This window comes from Caldanaerobacter subterraneus subsp. tengcongensis MB4 (assembly GCF_000007085.1).
GTDB classification, from domain to species: domain Bacteria; phylum Bacillota; class Thermoanaerobacteria; order Thermoanaerobacterales; family Thermoanaerobacteraceae; genus Thermoanaerobacter; species Thermoanaerobacter subterraneus.
In genome coordinates, this window is the sequence record NC_003869.1 from 1,739,934 (window position 1) to 1,755,458 (window position 15,525).

The window sequence follows — 15,525 nt, forward strand, 5'->3', positions numbered from 1 at the left end:
AAATATTTATCAAATTGTAAGACTCTTCAACCTTTTTATTCTCTCTTCAATTGGTGGATGAGTTGCAAAAAGATATTCTACTTTTCCAAAAGGGTTTGATATAAACATGTGGGCAGTGGCACTGGAAGCAGTTCTCATCGGCCTTGTATAATTTCCTATCTTTTCTAAAGCGGAAGCGAGTCCGTAAGGGTCCCTCACAATGTAAGCCCCTGTAGCATCCGCCAGATATTCCCTTTGCCTTGAAATAGCCGACCTTATTATTAAAACTACTATAGGTGCTATTATAGAGAGTATAAGCCCTATTAGGAGAAGAATAATGCCAAGGTTGTCATTTTTATCTCTTCTTCTTTCCCCTCCTATTCCCCACCACATGCTTCTTAAAAAGACATCCCTTAGAAGTATGATGAGCCCAGCTACTATTGCTACCACGGTCATAAGGAGTATATCTCTATTTCTTATGTGAGACATCTCATGGGCTATAACTCCCTGCAGTTCTTCCCTATTCATCATCTGCAAAAGCCCTGTAGTAACACATATGGAAGCATGTTTGGGGTCTTTTCCGGTAGCAAAAGCGTTTGGCTGAGGTTCATTCATTACATACACTTTCGGCTTAGGCACTCCAGCCGCAAGAGCCACTTCCTCCACTATGTTGTGAAGTACATAAAATTTCTCCGGATCGGCGGGCACAGCTCCTACCGACGTTAAAGCTATTTTATCAGACTGCTCATAGGCTATCCAGTTGTATAGCACAATAAAAATTGCTAAAAAGATGATGCCTGTAATTCCCCAGTTAAAATACCAGACAAAAAAATAGCCCACTGCAAAGAGTATGAGGGAAAAGAGAACTATAAAAAGATATGTTTTCCTCACATTTTCTGCCTGAAGTTCATACAATGTCCTCTTTGTCATGCGCATCATCCCTTACAATTTAAAATTGAACATTAATAGGGCCTCTTTCCCCTTCATCTACTGGGTAATATTCTTTTGGAGTCAAACCCATCATTTTAGCCACAATAGAAGCTGGAATTCTTTGCTGAGCCGCATTGTACTGCATAACCACATCATTGTAAAACTGGCGTGCAAATGCTATCTTGTTTTCCGTGTTAGTCAATTCTTCTTGAAGTTTTAAGAAGTTTTCATTAGCTTTCAATTCTGGATAATTCTCTGCAACAGCAAATAAAGTCCTCAAAGCCTGAGTAATTTGGTTATTTGTATCTCCAACTTCCTTTACGCTTTCTGCCCCCATCGCTTTAGCCCTGAGTTCTCCTAATTTTTCAAAAATCTCTCTCTCATGAGCTGCATATCCCTTCACTGTGTTTACAAGATTTGGTATTAAATCGTACCTCCTCTTTAACTGAACGTCTATCTGCGCCCAAGCATTTTCTACTCTGTTTCTCAAATTGACAAAACCGTTGTAAGTCAAAATAAACCACAGCACTATCACCGCAATAATACCCAAAATTATCCACGTCATCTGGAATGCCTCCTTAAAATTCTCTGCAACTTAATTTTATTATAACCTTCCAGAAAAAGCAACAAAATTAAAATTTTTTTAAGTCCTTGTAGGACTTAAGTCCATAAGCTGATTCTGCTTCTTTTACAGCTCTTACAATGGCCCTCTCCACTGCTTTAACTGCTAAAACGCCTACTGAAGTGGGGTCTACCTTCACTTTCCCTGTTGCCATGACAAAAATTGTGTCACCATCAAACATGGTATGTACAGGCTTTATAGCTCTTGCATATCCATCATGAGCCATTGAAGCCACTTTATTAGCTTCTGCCTTACTTAGCATTGCATTTGTGATTACAACTCCTATCGTAGTATTATTGCGAAAAACACTTTTCTCTCGGCCAATATTCTCTATAATCGCTTCCTCTGTGCTTATTATCTTTTCTCCTTTTTCATCCAGCAAGCCCGCTATAACTTCCCCGGTCTCCGGGTCAAAGACATCTCCCAGTGCATTTACCGCTACCACCGCTCCAACCTTGAGCTCTCCTGCCTGAAGTGCATAGCATCCTAGCCCGCTTTTCATAGCCCTTTTAATCCCCAAAAATTTTCCTACCGATGCTCCTGTTCCCGCTCCTTTATTCCCATAGGTAAATTCTCCTTTTTCAGCATTTACACAGGCTTTGTATCCCATTTCAAAATCCGGCCTTATATAAGGATTTCCAACGGCAAGGTCAAAAAGTATAGCACTGGCAACTATAGGTATTTTTAAAACACCTGTATCAAACCCTATCCCCTTTTCTTCCAAATACCTCATAACCCCAGAAGCCGCATCAAGTCCAAAAGCAGAGCCCCCTGCTAAAACTACAGCATGAATCTTCTCTACAAGATTTTCTGACCGTATAAGGTCTGTCTCTCTTGTACCCGGCGCTCCTCCTCTTACATCCACTCCTGGAGTAGCCCCTTCCTCGCATATCACTACAGTACAGCCTGTGCCTGCTTCCACATTTTCTGCATTGCCTACTTTTATCCCTTCAATTTCCTTTATATCAATCTCTCTTATTGACATCTAACTACCTCCATTTCCAAACTAACTAACATGACTGTCTTCTCTCCTTAACTCTTTTCAAGAAGCCCTACTAACTCCACATGATAGGTGTGAGGAAACATGTCTATCGCCTTTACCTTTTTAACAGCATATCCTTTGTCGACAAACAACCTTAAATCTCTTGCAAAAGACTCTGGATTGCAGGAAACATAAATTATCTTCTCAGGTTCAAAATTTACAATGTCTTCTAGCGCTTTTGGATTAACCCCTGACCTCGGAGGATCTACTACCACTATATCTGGCTTCTCTTTTATTTCTCTCAATTTTTTTGACACGTCCCCAGCTATAAATACTGCATTTTCAAGGCCGTTTAAGGCAGCATTCTCCTTTGCCGAAAAAACTGCTTCTTCAACCAGCTCTATTCCTATAACTTTTCTCGCCAAAGGAGCCATTACTATACCTATAGTTCCTGTGCCACAGTAAAGGTCAAATATAGTCTTATTAGACACATCTCCCGCAAATTCTCTAACTGTAGAATATATCCTCTCAGCACCATAGGAATTCGTCTGGAAAAACGAAAAAGCGCTTATTTTAAACTTAAGCCCCAGCAATTCCTCTATCAAATAGTCCCTTCCATAAAGGACTTCCAGTTTTTCGCATATAACAGCATCAGACCAGGAATCATTGTAAGTGTGAAGAACCCCTACCAAGGTACTAGAAAAATTTGCACTTCTATAAAGTTCTACGAGGTCATCAAATTTGTGTTTAAGCTGAGTCGTGGTAACTATATTTATCAAAAGTTCCCCGTTTTTTGATGCCTTTCTCACCACAAGATACCTGAGATATCCTTCATGGGTCTTTTTATCATAAAAAGGCAGGTTCTTTTCTAAAGCGTAATTGAAAGTGAGTGAAAGGGCTTTAGTAAAATCCTCGTCGACTATATTGCACTTATCAGTCATAACTACATCATAAAATTTTCCTTTTCTGTGAAGGCCTAAAGCTTTCTTCCCTTCCCTGTCAGTGCCAAAAGTATACTCCATTTTGTTTCTGTAGCCGTATACTTTTGGACTTCTTTCTATTCCCAAAAATTCAAAATCCTTTATCCCTTCTTTTTCAAGCAATTTTAAAACCACATCTTTTTTTATTTTCAACTGATTCTCGTAAGAGAGATTTTGATAAGTACACCCCCCACACTCCCCAAAATGAGGGCAAGGGCTTTCCACTTCAAAAGGGGACCTTTCAATGACCTCAACAATTTCTCCTTCTGCTCTTCCTTTCTTGCCTTTTTTGACCCTAACAGCAACTCTTTGACCTAAAATTCCTCCCCTTACTTTTAGAGGTTTTCCTTCGCAATACCCTACCCCATAGCCTTTAAAATCCATCTCTTCAATTTTTACTGTGACAATTTCACCTTTCGCCATTCTCCTATCCTCCTTCTTACACTAACATTATACCCCAATTCCTCCGATATTTCTAATGGGAATTTTCAAAAAACCTTTACATAAACTAAATAAAATTGTATACTAAGATTTGGGCAAAAAATCAAACGAGGTGATCTAAATGGTACCTGATACTGTCGCAGGAGCCATATACCTTTCTATAGTAGATATGGTGCTGCTATCTTTGCTTTTACTCCTCATAGGTTTTATCCTCTCAAAAATATTCCCTTTATTCGGAAAACTGGAAAAATTTTTTAACACCAAAAAATAGAAGGAGTGTAGCAGATGAGGTTTTTATTAAAGCTTTTTGAAGACATGCTTCAAACTACGGGTCTTATTCACCTCACTTGGGGGAATATTTTGCTTATATTTGTAGGAATAATTTTGATATATTTGGCAATCGCAAAAAAGTATGAACCCTTTTTGCTACTTCCTATAGGGTTTGGCAGCATAGTAGCTAATATACCTGAAACAGGTTTATTGGACCCTGGAGGACTCATACACTTTTTTTACCTTGGGGTTGAAAAGGTTATCTATCCTCCTCTCATATTTTTGGGAGTAGGAGCAATGACAGATTTTGGACCTATGATTGCAAACCCCAGCATAATGATACTCGGGGCTTTTGCTCACATTGGAATATTTATCGCTTTAATTGGGGCAAAACTCTTAGGTTTTAGCATATTTGAAGCGGGCGCAATAGGGATAATTGGAGGAGCAGACGGCCCAATGGCAATCTATGTAACACAAAAACTAGCACCGCACCTTATGGCGCAAATCTCAGTAGCCGCATACTCCTACATGGCTTTAATGCCTTTAATACAACCACCTATAATGAAACTTCTCACCACAAAAAAAGAAAGGCAGATAATGATGAAACAGCTTCGCCCTGTGTCAAAAACAGAAAAAATCATTTTCCCCATATTTATAACCATTCTGATAGACCTGCTACTTCCTCCCATAGCCCCTCTTATTACCATGTTCATGCTGGGAAACCTTTTAAAAGAATCGGGAGTTGTTGACAGGCTTGCAAAAACGGCAAGTGGCGAATTTATGAACGTTATAACCATTCTTCTGGGAGTATCAATAGGTTCCACCATGAGAGCAGACACCTTCCTCACTCTAAAGACGCTTGAAATCCTTTCTCTTGGACTAGTTGCCTTTATGACTGGCACTGCAGGAGGAATTCTGGGTGCAAAACTTTTAAATAAACTCTCTGGGGGCAAAATAAATCCTCTCATAGGCTCTGCAGGAATAGCTTCTGTACCAATAGCCGCAAGGGTATCTCATTCAGTGGCTATAAAGGAAAATCCTTACAATTTCCTAATAATGCACGCTATGGGTCCAAACTTGGCAGGGGTTTTTGGGACGGCAATAGCTGGCGGAATTATGCTTGTGCTTTTAGGTGTTCACTAGATTTTTATCACTAAAAGACATATCAACGAATAATATACTAGTAAGAATATATTTTGGGGGGTAACAAATGTACAATCAGATATATTACCCAAAAAGCTTCTTATCAGAACAGAGCCCGTCTATAAAACTGGCGCAGGCATATGTTCCAATTCAAAAATATGTTTCAATTTATCCTCCAGAAGAAGCCTTAAAAAAAGGAACTGTATTTCCTGAGTTAGATTTTCCGTATGTAGGAGAAAAAATGAGGTGAAATGAAATGGACGCCAATCAATTAGACCTTCTTAAAAAAATCATGGAGTTAGAGTTTGCCTGCCAAGACTTAAATCTATATCTTGACACGCATCCAGAAGACCAAAAAGCTCTTCAAGATTACAATTATTACTCCGGGCAGCTCGCCATGCTAAAACAGCAGTACTCTCAATATTACGGTCCACTAATGGTCTTTGGCCACTGCCAAAGTCAATATCCATGGAAATGGGTAGAAGATCCCTGGCCCTGGGAAATAGAGTATTAAGGAGGAAAAAGGATGTGGGTATATGAAAAAAAGCTCCAATACCCCGCTAAAGTCTGCAAACCAGATATAAAAATGGCAAAATACCTCATAGCCCAGTACGGAGGTCCTGACGGAGAACTAGCTGCTGCTTTAAGGTACCAAACCCAAAGGTTTGTAATGCCAACCGGAAGGTCAAAAGCAATTCTCACCGACATCGCCACAGAAGAGTTGGCTCACCTTGAAATAATAGCTACACTTGTTTTCAAGCTTTTAAAAGGAGTCCCTGCAGAAGTACTAAAAAGAGAAGGATTAGGTGAGTACTACGTTGAACACGATAGAACGCCGTTTTATGTAGACACTACAGGTATGCTCTGGAGCGCCGCCTATATACAGGCAAAAGGAGACCCCATAGCAGACCTTCACGAAGATATGGCAGCAGAAGAAAAAGCCCGTTCCACTTATGAACACTTGATAAATTTGACAGATGACCCTTGTGTAAAAGACACTTTGCGCTTTCTAAGAGAAAGAGAAATAGTGCATTTTCAAAGATTCGGAGAAACATTGGTGCACATTCAAGAATACCTCCAGAGCAAAAGATACTTTTAAAGAAGGTAGATGTATGTCACTGACATACATCTACCCATTCTCCTTCTACAATTTTATCTAAATCTTCTACTTTTACTTCTACAGCTGCATTTACATCGCCTGCAGCAGGATACACAATTTCATATTCTTTTAATGAAATATCATAATACACCTCAACAGGATTTTTCAGCCCATATGGACAAACTCCTCCAACAGGATGCCCCGTCACTTCAAGCACCTCTTCTGGCGAAGCCATTTTCGCCTTAGCTTTAAAGGTTTCTTTGAATTTTTTGTTATCTATCCTTTTGTCACCGGCTGTCACTACCATAATGTATTTATCTTTCAACTTAAAAAGCATAGACTTTGCTATTTCACCGGGAGTAACACCTAAAGATTCTGCTGCTTTTTCTACAGTGCTGGTATCTTCAAAAATTTTTACCTCCAAATTTATCCCTCTTGACCTAAAAAAATCTCTAACCGCCTCTACTGACAATTTCATCACCTCAATATGCGTATTTTAAAAACTGCAGGTCTTACAAACCAAAGCGTTCTTTAAGAAAAATTTATCAGCAATTTTTACAGCATCCTGTGCGGTCTTACCGTAGTAATCCGCTCCTATTTTAAAAGCGTACTCTTCTGTTAAAACTGCTCCACCAACCATCACTTTCGCTTCAGTATTCTCTTTAAGCATTTTAATAATTTTTTCCATATTAAAAAGAGTAGTAGTCATAAGAGCACTCAACCCTACCAGAGGAGCACCTGTCTTTTTCACTTCCTCCACTATTACCTCGCCTTTTACGTCTTTGCCAAGGTCAATTACCTCATACCCGTAATTCTCTAACAAAACCTTAACTATGTTTTTCCCTATATCGTGTACATCTCCCTCCACTGTTGCTAAAATTATTTTCCCTTTTGAAGCAGTGCCTTTTGGAAGCTTTTCCTTTATCAATTTAAAAGCACTCTGCACGACCTCCGCAGAACTCAAAAGCTGTGGCAAAAAGTATATACCTTTTTCATACCTGTCCCCTACTTCTTTAAGCGCAGGTATTATAATTTCATCCACTAGTGAAAGGGGAGGGTTATCCTCAAGGAGTGCCATTACTATTTCTTCAACTCCCGACTTTTTCCCTTCTAAAATCTGATCATACAGCTTTTTGCTAAAATCTTCCTCATGTCTTTTTATGACTTCTTCTTTCGGCTTTACCCTTTGCCCATACACTTTTAAATAATTTTCACTTCCTTTATCTTTGTTAAGCAAAACCATAGAAGCCCTCAAAGTGTCCATCAAGGATTCATCGCAGGGATTTACAATAGCCGCAGTAAGCCCGTGTGAAGCTGCCATGGCCAAGAAAGTCGAATTTATGAGCTTTCTTTCAGGCAGACCAAAAGATATATTGCTTAGCCCTACAACCGTGTTTACACCCAATTCCTCTGATATTATTTTCATCGCTTCTAATGTTTCAATTGCTGCTCCTTGTTCTGAGGAAACAGTAAGCACCACGGGGTCTATTATCACATCTTCCTTAGGAATTCCGTACTCTTCTGCTTTCTTCAGTATTTTTCTGGCATTTTCAACCCTCTCATGTCTGTCCTTTGGCAATCCCTTATCCCCCACTGTAAGCCCAACTACACATGCTCCGTACTTTTTAACTATTGGCAATACTTCTTTTAAGCTCTCTTCCTTTGCATTAACAGAATTTATTATAGGCCTTCCTCTTAAAATTCTTATCGCTTTCTCTATAGCTTTTACATTGGTACTATCTAACTGCAAAGGCAAATCCACCGCCTTTTCAACTTCAAACGCTACCTTTGGCAACATTTCCTCTTCCTCTATCCCAGGCACCCCTACATTGACATCTAATATTTCGGCCCCGCACTTTTGCTGCTTCAAAGCTTCCTCAACAGCTAAATTGACATCTCCTGACAAAAGAGCTCCGCTTAATTTTTTCTTTCCTGTAGGATTAATCCTCTCTCCTATCACCCTTAAAGGGTATTCTTTGCCTATAAAAACTGTGCGGGTATTTGAAGACAGAGCTGTAAATTTATTTTCCAGCTTTTTAGGCTTTAAATTTTCTACAGCCTTTTTTACCAGTTTTATATAGTATGGAGTAGTACCGCAACAACCTCCTACTATACAAGCGCCTTTTTCAACAAGTTGTGGAAAGAAACTGGCAAATTCCTCAGGTTTTAAATCGTAAACTGTTTTCCCGTCCCTTATGACAGGCATACCGGCATTCGGCTGAGCAATTATGGGAATACGCGCCACTTGAGCCATCTTTTCAACAACTTTTACCATTTTATCCGGCCCTGTAGAACAGTTAACTCCTATTGCATCAAGTCCCAAACCCTGTAGACTTACTACTACCGTCACAGGGTCCGAACCCATAAGTGTTCGTCCGTCTTCCTGAAAAGTCATGGTACATATGACCTTCATATTGGTGTTTTCCTTAGCTGCTAAAATTGCAGCTTTTGCCTCCAACATATCTGACATGGTTTCTATGATCACAATGTCTGCTCCTGCTTTTTCAGCGGCTACTACCACTTCCTTGAAAACCTCATAAGCCTCATCAAAAGTCATATCTCCAAATGGAGCAAGAAGTTCACCTGTTGGGCCAACAGAGAGGGCTACTGGACGATCTCCCGCCGCCTTTCTCGCTATTTCCACCCCTTTCGTTACAATCTCTTCTACTTTGTCCTCAAGTCCGTATTTTGCAAGTTTTATTCTGTTTGCCCCAAAAGTATTAGTCTCTATGACTTCGGCTCCAGCCTCAATATAGGCTTTGTGTATGTCAAAAACCACCTCAGGCATTTTTAAGTTTATATACTCAGGGCATTCCCCGGCTTTAAGTCCCCTTTCCTGAAGCTGTGTCCCCATAGCACCGTCAAAAACGACAACCCTATTTTCACATTCTTTAAAAATATCTACCACTTTCATCCCCCCATTACTTCGTCTCAGCCTTTTTAGCACTTATAGCTATTCCTTCCACTTTAGAGATTATATCAAAAACAAAGTCTACACTTCCCATGGGCATTATGTGAATCCCCGCAACTTCACTTTTTATGTTCTTTATAAACTCGGCGGATAAGTTTATTCCTTCCTCTTTTCCGCCATGTTGGAGCCTTTTTATAACTTTTTCTGGTATTTCAATCCCTGGCACTTTCTCCATCAATCTTAAAGCCATTTTATAGCTTTTTAAAGGCAGTATTCCCACAAGGACAGGTACTTTCAGATCTTTTACTTTGTCCAAAAACTTAAAAAGAATCTCCTCATCATACACCGGTTGGGTCTGTATAAATTCAGCTCCTGCTTCTACTTTCACATGCAGCTTTTCTATGGCCTCATCCCTCAAGTCATTCGGATTGGCAGTAGTTCCTGCACAGAAAGAAGTAGGATAATCGAGCTTATTCCCATTGTAATCAAAACCTGAATTCAAAGCTTTTATAATCTTCAAAAGGCCTACAGAATCTACATCGTAGACTCCCCTCGCTTGGGGTGTATCTCCCAAAGAAGGATTATCACCGGTTAAAGCTAGTATATTTCTAACCCCCAGGGCGTAAGCTCCTAAAAGCTCTGATTGAAGCCCTATGAGATTTCTATCTCTGCAGGTTAGATGAAAAATAGTTTCAATGTTAAGGTGGTCCTGAAGTATATGCGCCAAGGCTATGGGGCTCATCCTCATATTTGCCATCGGTGAATCAGTTATATTGAGAGCATCTGCCACACCTTTAAGTTTTCGAGCTTCCTCGATAGTTTTAGTTACATCTATCCCTTTGGGGGGAGAAATTTCCACAGTTATTACAAATTTCTTTTCTTTAAGTTTATTACACAGCTTTTCATTTTTCAACATTTAATGCCCCTCCTTTTTTAAAAATAAAAAAGTCCCTTCGCTAAAAGAAGAGACTACAAGAATCTCTCATCTTTCAGCGAAACCGCTGCAGGAATTGGCACCATGCCCTAAGGCTGGTTGCCGGGTTTCATCGGGCCAGTCCCTCCACCTCTCTTGATAAGAGATTTTAAAGTATTAAATTGTTAAAATTATTTACTCTTTATCATACTACCTTTTTACTTTTATGTCAATAGAAAATTTTCAATTTCATCCGCTCCTCCATTTCTTTTTTGTGCAAACACTTGCATAACCAGAGGTTTAATATTATAATATAGTTAACTACTGTTGCAAATAAGGAGGATTAATATGGAAAACAAAAAACTGCCAAGAGTAGCTTATTTCTGCATGGAATACGGCCTTGAATCTAACTTCAAGCTTTACGCTGGAGGTTTAGGCATTCTAGCAGGGGATTACCTTAAAGCCGCAAAGGAAATGGGTCTTCCAGTCGTAGGGATAGGAATACTTTGGAAACAGGGTTACACTGAACAGCATATCGGTGAAGACGGCTATCCTTACGATGCATACCGCAATTATACCCGCAATTACGACTTTTTAAAAGACACAGGGGTAAAGGTCAAAGTAAAGATAAGAAATAAAGATGTCTACTGCAAAGTCTGGCTAGTGGATAGTTTTGACAATGCCCCTTTATACCTCTTAGACACAGACATTCCTGAAAACGGCGACAGATGGATAACAGGCCAGCTTTACGGATGGTTTGGTGAGGAAAGGGTTGCGCAGGAGATTGTGCTAGGAATTGGCGGTGTAAGAGCTTTAAGAGCCTTAGGAATTGATGTTGACATCTACCACTTCAACGAAGGGCATGCAGTTCTGGCTGGTATTGAGCTTATAAGAGAAAAAATGGAAAATCAAGGGATGTCTTTTGAAGAGGCTTGGGAAGCCACCCGCAAAGAAATAGTTTTTACAACTCACACCCCTGTAAAAGAAGGAAACGAATCTCACGACTTGGAACTTTTAATGTACATGGGAGCAAACAACGGGCTTACTATAGAACAGTTGGCTCAAATAGGTGGGGTACCTTTTAACATGACTGTAGCAGGACTAAGACTTTCTAAAATTGCAAACGGTGTATCAAAATTGCATGGCCAAACTGCTAACAAAATGTGGCAACATATAGAGAACAAAGCCCCCATCATTTCTATAACCAACGGAATTCATAGAGGTACGTGGGTGGACAAGAGGATAACAGAAGCTTACAAAAAAGGAACAGGTCTTTTGGAAACCCACAACCTTTTGAAAAAAGAGTTAATAGATTTTGTATATAAAAAGACAGGAGTGAAACTAGACGCAGACAAACTCCTTATAGGTTTTTCAAGAAGAGCTGCTCCTTATAAAAGAAGCGACCTTATCTTCACAAATGAAAAGGCCATCGGTGAATATTTGAGAGACAGAAAAATACAAATTGTCTTTTCAGGAAAAGGCCATCCATTGGACGACGTGGGCAAAGAAATTGTCGCAAGAATTGTTAAGATGACAAAGAAATACCCTGAAAGTGTAGTATTTTTGGAAGACTATGATATGACGATCGGGAAAATGCTCACTCGCGGCGCAGACGTATGGCTTAACAACCCAAGAAGGCCTCTTGAGGCAAGCGGTACATCGGGCATGAAGGCTGCAATGAACGGCGTTTTAAATTTGAGCATCCTCGATGGCTGGTGGCCAGAAGCCTGCATTGATGGAGTAAATGGTTGGCAATTCGGAGATGGGTTTGAATCAGACAACTTTGAGGAACTTGACAAGCACGATGCAGAAGCTCTATATGATGTGCTTCTCAATAAAGTAGTACCCACCTACTACAACGATAAGAAAAAATGGGAAGAAATGATGAAAGAAAGTATAAGAACTACTTTTGAAGCCTTTTCTGCAAACAGAATGCTTCAAGAATATTATGACCTCATGTATACCAAATAAAAAGTCCGGGTGAATGCCCGGACTTTTTACTATCCTCTTAATCTCCTTTCTAGTTCTTCCCTTTCTTTTTCAAATCCTGGTCTTCCTAAAAGTGCAAACATGTTTTTCTTATAAGCTTCTACTCCCGGCTGGTCAAAAGGATTAACGCCATTTATATATCCGCTTATTGCACAAGCCATTTCAAAGAAGTAAACTAAATTTCCAAAGTAGAAAGGAGTTATTTCTGGAATGTTAACCACTAAATTGGGCACTCCTCCGTCTGTATGAGCAAGAAGCGTCCCCTCAAAAGCTTTTTTGTTTACAAAATCTATCGTCTTCCCTGCCAGGAAGTTAAGCCCATCTATGTTGTCTCTATCTTCGTTTATGATGATATCTTTCGCAGGTTTCTCCACATTTAATACAGTCTCAAATATGTTTCTGCTGCCTTCCTGTATGAACTGTCCCATAGAATGAAGGTCAGTAGTAAAATCTACAGAAGCAGGGTAAATCCCTTTTTGGTCTTTTCCCTCGCTTTCGCCAAATAACTGTTTCCACCATTCAGCAAAATAGTGAAGTCTTGGTTCGTAATTTACCAGTATCTCTATGGCTTTCCCTTTTCTGTAAAGAATATTCCTCAAAATAGCATACTGCATGCTTATATTCTCACTTAAATCTTCCTTTGTGTATACAGTTGAAGCCTCATATGCTCCTTCCATCATTTCGTCTATATTTATACCCGCTACTGCTATAGGCAAAAGTCCTACTGCGGTGAGTACAGAATACCTTCCCCCTACATCATCAGGTATCACAAAAGTCTCATACCCTTCGGAATCAGCTAATTTTTTCAAAGCACCTTTTTCTCTATCTGTAGTAACATATATTCTAGACCTGGCCTTATCTTTGCCGTATTTTTTCTCCATAAAATCTCTGAATACTCTAAAAGCTATTGCAGGTTCTGTTGTCGTGCCAGATTTTGAAATCACATTTATAGAGACTTCTTTGTCCGCTATGAGCTCTAGAAGGTCCTTTAAGTAGGTAGAACTTATGCTATTGCCTGCAAAGTATATTTCTGGCGTGTTTCTTTTACCCTTTGGAAGTAGGTTATAGAAAGAGTGGGACAGCATCTCAATGGCAGCTCTAGCACCTAAATAAGAACCTCCTATCCCTATAACTACCAAGACATCAGAATCGGACTGAATTTTATGCGCTGCCTTTTTAATCCTTTCAAACTCTGCCCTATCATAGTCTCTAGGCAAATTTACCCATCCCAAAAAGCCATTGCCTTGGGCATTTGCCTTCAACACCATCTCTAGAGATAATTTAGCATGTTTTTCCATATACTCAATCTCGTGAGGGTGAATAAAAGGCAAAGCTTTTGAATAATCAAAACTTATCAGCTTTTTCATATATGTAAACCTCCATTTTCTTTTATTTACATAATAATTTTATACCATAAAACTATATTGCACAAGTTTAGCAAAGTTAATTCCTCTCACAATCTTTTTTGAGAATTACCCCTCATAGGATATAATATTATCTGGGAGGTGAAAATGTTGGAGGCTTTAGAAGTTTTAAAAAAGAGAAGAAGTGTAAGAAAATACATTGATAAACCCATCCCAAAAGAAATTTTAGAAGATATCATAGACTGTGCAAGGCTTGCACCTAGTGGAAACAATGCTCAGCCATGGCACTTCATTGTCATAACAGACAAAGAAAAGCTCAAATTCATAGCAGAAAAAGCAACTTATGGAGACTTTATTAAGAACGCAGCAGCCTGTGTGATAGTATACTGCGAAAAAGACAATAAGCATCATTTAGAAGACGGTTCCGCTGCTACGCAAAACATACTGCTTGCAGCTACAGCCTACGGAATAGGGTCCTGTTGGGTAGCGGGTTATAATAGAAGTTATGAAAAGGAAATAAATGAATACTTAAACGTGCCTGATAATCTCCGCATGATATCAATAATATCGCTCGGTTACCCTGCTGAAGATCCACAACCCAAATACAAAAAAGACCTTTCTGAAGTTTTACACTGGGAAAAATTTTAAGAGAAAGAGGGGTTAAAATTGTCAAAAGTAGTTGAACGTTTTTTGAAATATGTAAAATACCACACAACTTCAGATGAAAATTCCAACACTTTCCCGAGTACAGAAGGACAGCTTATCTTTGCAAGAGAACTAGCAAAAGAATTAAAAGAATTAGGACTATCTGAGGTAGAGGTAGACGAAAATGGATACGTCACAGCACTGCTTTCTGCCAACACAGATAAAAAAATCCCTACCATAGGTTTTATAGCTCATATGGATACAAGCCCTGACATGTGCGGTAAAGACGTAAAACCACAAATAATTGAAAATTATGACGGAAATGATATAGTGCTAAACAAAGAAAAAGGCATAATCCTCTCTACAAGTGAATTCCCTGAATTAAAAAACTACATAGGAAAGACCTTGATAACAACAGACGGCACTACCCTTTTGGGGGCTGACGACAAAGCTGGAATAGCAGAGATAATCACTGCAATTGAGTATTTAATAAACCACCCAGAAATAGAACATGGCAATGTAAAAATTGCCTTTACTCCTGACGAAGAAATTGGAAGAGGAGTAGACAAATTCAACGTAAAAAAATTCGCCTGCGATTTTGCCTACACTGTAGACGGAGGAGAACTTGGCACCATAGAGTACGAAAATTTCAATGCTGCTAGCGCTAAAATAAAGATACACGGCAGAAATGTTCATCCTGGAACTGCAAAAGGCAAAATGAAAAATTCCATTTTAATAGGAATAGAGCTTCAGAACATGCTGCCAGAACTAGAAAGACCTGAACACACAGAAGGATATCAGGGCTTCTACCACTTAAATAACTTTCAAGGCACTGTAGAAGAAACATCAATGTATTACATCATAAGAGATTTTGACAAACAGGCTTTTTCAGATAAAAAGGAGTATATAAAAAGCATAGTAGAAGCTCTAAATAAAAAATATGGAGAAGGTACAGTAGAGCTGGAACTTAAAGACCAGTACTATAACATGAGAGAAGTTATAGAAAAGCACATGCACATAGTAGAAACTGCCATGGAAGCAATGAGGTCTTTGGGCATTGAACCAAAGGTGGTGCCAATAAGAGGAGGAACTGACGGAGCACGACTGAGTTTTATGGGACTTCCTACCCCTAATTTGTTCACTGGAGGGCATAATTTCCACGGCAAATATGAATTCATACCGATCCACGCCATGGAAAAAGCAGTTGAAGTGATAGTAAAAATTGTGGAACTTTATGGGAAAAAGGGATAGCAAAAG

General features: G+C 39.3%; 15 protein-coding genes and 1 riboswitch. Of the genes, 7 read left to right on the forward strand and 8 right to left on the reverse strand.

The window, feature by feature from the left end; translation table 11 throughout:
- Positions 1-9: 9 nt before the first annotated feature.
- The 4 genes from htpX to rlmD all read right to left on the reverse strand — a co-directional run bounded on the left by htpX (position 10) and on the right by rlmD (position 3,916).
- The gene (gene htpX, locus TTE_RS08610) at positions 10-909 is read right to left on the reverse strand and encodes a zinc metalloprotease HtpX (RefSeq protein ID WP_011025986.1); all 900 of its coding nucleotides are present in this window, start codon (positions 907-909) and stop codon (positions 10-12) included.
- 19 nt (positions 910-928) lie between these two features.
- Positions 929-1,474 carry a LemA family protein gene (locus TTE_RS08615; RefSeq protein ID WP_011025987.1) on the reverse strand — a complete coding sequence of 182 codons (546 nt, stop codon included), beginning with the start codon at positions 1,472-1,474 and terminating at the stop codon, positions 929-931.
- 67 nt (positions 1,475-1,541) lie between these two features.
- Positions 1,542-2,516, reverse strand: a complete 975-nt coding sequence (locus TTE_RS08620) for a P1 family peptidase (protein WP_011025988.1) — start codon at positions 2,514-2,516, stop codon at positions 1,542-1,544.
- A gap of 47 nt (positions 2,517-2,563) precedes the next feature.
- Positions 2,564-3,916 (reverse strand): 23S rRNA (uracil(1939)-C(5))-methyltransferase RlmD, encoded by a 1,353-nt coding sequence (rlmD, locus tag TTE_RS08625; protein ID WP_009611153.1) that lies wholly within the window; start codon positions 3,914-3,916, stop codon positions 2,564-2,566.
- 303 nt (positions 3,917-4,219) lie between these two features.
- Here rlmD and TTE_RS08630 point away from each other — a divergent pair, with 303 nt between their 5' ends.
- The 4 genes from TTE_RS08630 (at position 4,220) to TTE_RS08645 (ending at position 6,446) form a co-directional block, all read left to right on the forward strand.
- Positions 4,220-5,347 carry a sodium ion-translocating decarboxylase subunit beta gene (locus TTE_RS08630; protein WP_009611151.1) on the forward strand — a complete coding sequence of 376 codons (1,128 nt, stop codon included), beginning with the start codon at positions 4,220-4,222 and terminating at the stop codon, positions 5,345-5,347.
- A gap of 67 nt (positions 5,348-5,414) precedes the next feature.
- Positions 5,415-5,597 carry a spore coat associated protein CotJA gene (locus TTE_RS08635; RefSeq protein WP_011025989.1) on the forward strand — a complete coding sequence of 61 codons (183 nt, stop codon included), beginning with the start codon at positions 5,415-5,417 and terminating at the stop codon, positions 5,595-5,597.
- A gap of 6 nt (positions 5,598-5,603) precedes the next feature.
- Complete coding sequence (locus tag TTE_RS08640; protein ID WP_011025990.1) at positions 5,604-5,861, forward strand: spore coat protein CotJB; 258 nt, start codon at positions 5,604-5,606, stop codon at positions 5,859-5,861.
- 12 nt (positions 5,862-5,873) lie between these two features.
- On the forward strand, positions 5,874-6,446 hold the full coding sequence (locus tag TTE_RS08645) for a manganese catalase family protein (protein ID WP_009611155.1): 573 nt from the start codon (positions 5,874-5,876) through the stop codon (positions 6,444-6,446).
- Positions 6,447-6,462: 16 nt separating this feature from the next.
- Here TTE_RS08645 and TTE_RS08650 read toward each other — a convergent pair whose 3' ends face one another.
- The 3 genes from TTE_RS08650 to TTE_RS08660 are packed head-to-tail and all read right to left on the reverse strand — an operon-like array spanning position 6,463 to position 10,273.
- The gene (locus TTE_RS08650) at positions 6,463-6,924 is read right to left on the reverse strand and encodes a YbaK/EbsC family protein (RefSeq protein ID WP_011025991.1); all 462 of its coding nucleotides are present in this window, start codon (positions 6,922-6,924) and stop codon (positions 6,463-6,465) included.
- An 18-nt stretch (positions 6,925-6,942) separates the two neighbouring features.
- Positions 6,943-9,354, reverse strand: a complete 2,412-nt coding sequence (locus TTE_RS08655) for a homocysteine S-methyltransferase family protein (RefSeq protein WP_011025992.1) — start codon at positions 9,352-9,354, stop codon at positions 6,943-6,945.
- Between the two features lie 13 nt (positions 9,355-9,367).
- Complete coding sequence (locus TTE_RS08660; RefSeq protein WP_011025993.1) at positions 9,368-10,273, reverse strand: methylenetetrahydrofolate reductase; 906 nt, start codon at positions 10,271-10,273, stop codon at positions 9,368-9,370.
- A gap of 63 nt (positions 10,274-10,336) precedes the next feature.
- Positions 10,337-10,436: riboswitch (SAM riboswitch) on the reverse strand.
- A 182-nt stretch (positions 10,437-10,618) separates the two neighbouring features.
- On the opposite strand from TTE_RS08660, the gene glgP reads away from it, so the two are divergent.
- On the forward strand, positions 10,619-12,241 hold the full coding sequence (gene glgP, locus TTE_RS08665; protein WP_011025994.1) for an alpha-glucan family phosphorylase: 1,623 nt from the start codon (positions 10,619-10,621) through the stop codon (positions 12,239-12,241).
- Positions 12,242-12,270: 29 nt separating this feature from the next.
- On the opposite strand, the gene TTE_RS08670 is transcribed toward glgP, so the two are convergent.
- Complete coding sequence (locus TTE_RS08670; protein ID WP_011025995.1) at positions 12,271-13,626, reverse strand: glucose-6-phosphate isomerase; 1,356 nt, start codon at positions 13,624-13,626, stop codon at positions 12,271-12,273.
- A gap of 147 nt (positions 13,627-13,773) precedes the next feature.
- Between TTE_RS08670 and TTE_RS08675 the strand changes: the two genes are divergently transcribed.
- Both TTE_RS08675 and pepT read left to right on the forward strand, forming a co-directional pair.
- Positions 13,774-14,271 (forward strand): nitroreductase family protein, encoded by a 498-nt coding sequence (locus TTE_RS08675; RefSeq protein ID WP_031313864.1) that lies wholly within the window; start codon positions 13,774-13,776, stop codon positions 14,269-14,271.
- 18 nt (positions 14,272-14,289) lie between these two features.
- Complete coding sequence (gene pepT / locus TTE_RS08680; protein ID WP_011025997.1) at positions 14,290-15,519, forward strand: peptidase T; 1,230 nt, start codon at positions 14,290-14,292, stop codon at positions 15,517-15,519.
- Positions 15,520-15,525 lie beyond the last annotated feature (6 nt).

What these genes read in the sequence shown, in the direction of transcription:
- htpX (WP_011025986.1), bottom strand. Translation starts at nt 909, where the DNA reads ATGACAAAGAGGACATTGTATGAACTTCAGGCAGAAAATGTGAGGAAA.
- TTE_RS08615 (WP_011025987.1), bottom strand. Translation starts at nt 1,474, where the DNA reads ATGACGTGGATAATTTTGGGTATTATTGCGGTGATAGTGCTGTGGTTT.
- TTE_RS08620 (WP_011025988.1), bottom strand. Translation starts at nt 2,516, where the DNA reads ATGTCAATAAGAGAGATTGATATAAAGGAAATTGAAGGGATAAAAGTA.
- rlmD (WP_009611153.1), bottom strand. Translation starts at nt 3,916, where the DNA reads ATGGCGAAAGGTGAAATTGTCACAGTAAAAATTGAAGAGATGGATTTT.
- TTE_RS08630 (WP_009611151.1), top strand. Translation starts at nt 4,220, where the DNA reads ATGAGGTTTTTATTAAAGCTTTTTGAAGACATGCTTCAAACTACGGGT.
- TTE_RS08635 (WP_011025989.1), top strand. Translation starts at nt 5,415, where the DNA reads ATGTACAATCAGATATATTACCCAAAAAGCTTCTTATCAGAACAGAGC.
- TTE_RS08640 (WP_011025990.1), top strand. Translation starts at nt 5,604, where the DNA reads ATGGACGCCAATCAATTAGACCTTCTTAAAAAAATCATGGAGTTAGAG.
- TTE_RS08645 (WP_009611155.1), top strand. Translation starts at nt 5,874, where the DNA reads ATGTGGGTATATGAAAAAAAGCTCCAATACCCCGCTAAAGTCTGCAAA.
- TTE_RS08650 (WP_011025991.1), bottom strand. Translation starts at nt 6,924, where the DNA reads ATGAAATTGTCAGTAGAGGCGGTTAGAGATTTTTTTAGGTCAAGAGGG.
- TTE_RS08660 (WP_011025993.1), bottom strand. Translation starts at nt 10,273, where the DNA reads ATGTTGAAAAATGAAAAGCTGTGTAATAAACTTAAAGAAAAGAAATTT.
- glgP (WP_011025994.1), top strand. Translation starts at nt 10,619, where the DNA reads ATGGAAAACAAAAAACTGCCAAGAGTAGCTTATTTCTGCATGGAATAC.
- TTE_RS08670 (WP_011025995.1), bottom strand. Translation starts at nt 13,626, where the DNA reads ATGAAAAAGCTGATAAGTTTTGATTATTCAAAAGCTTTGCCTTTTATT.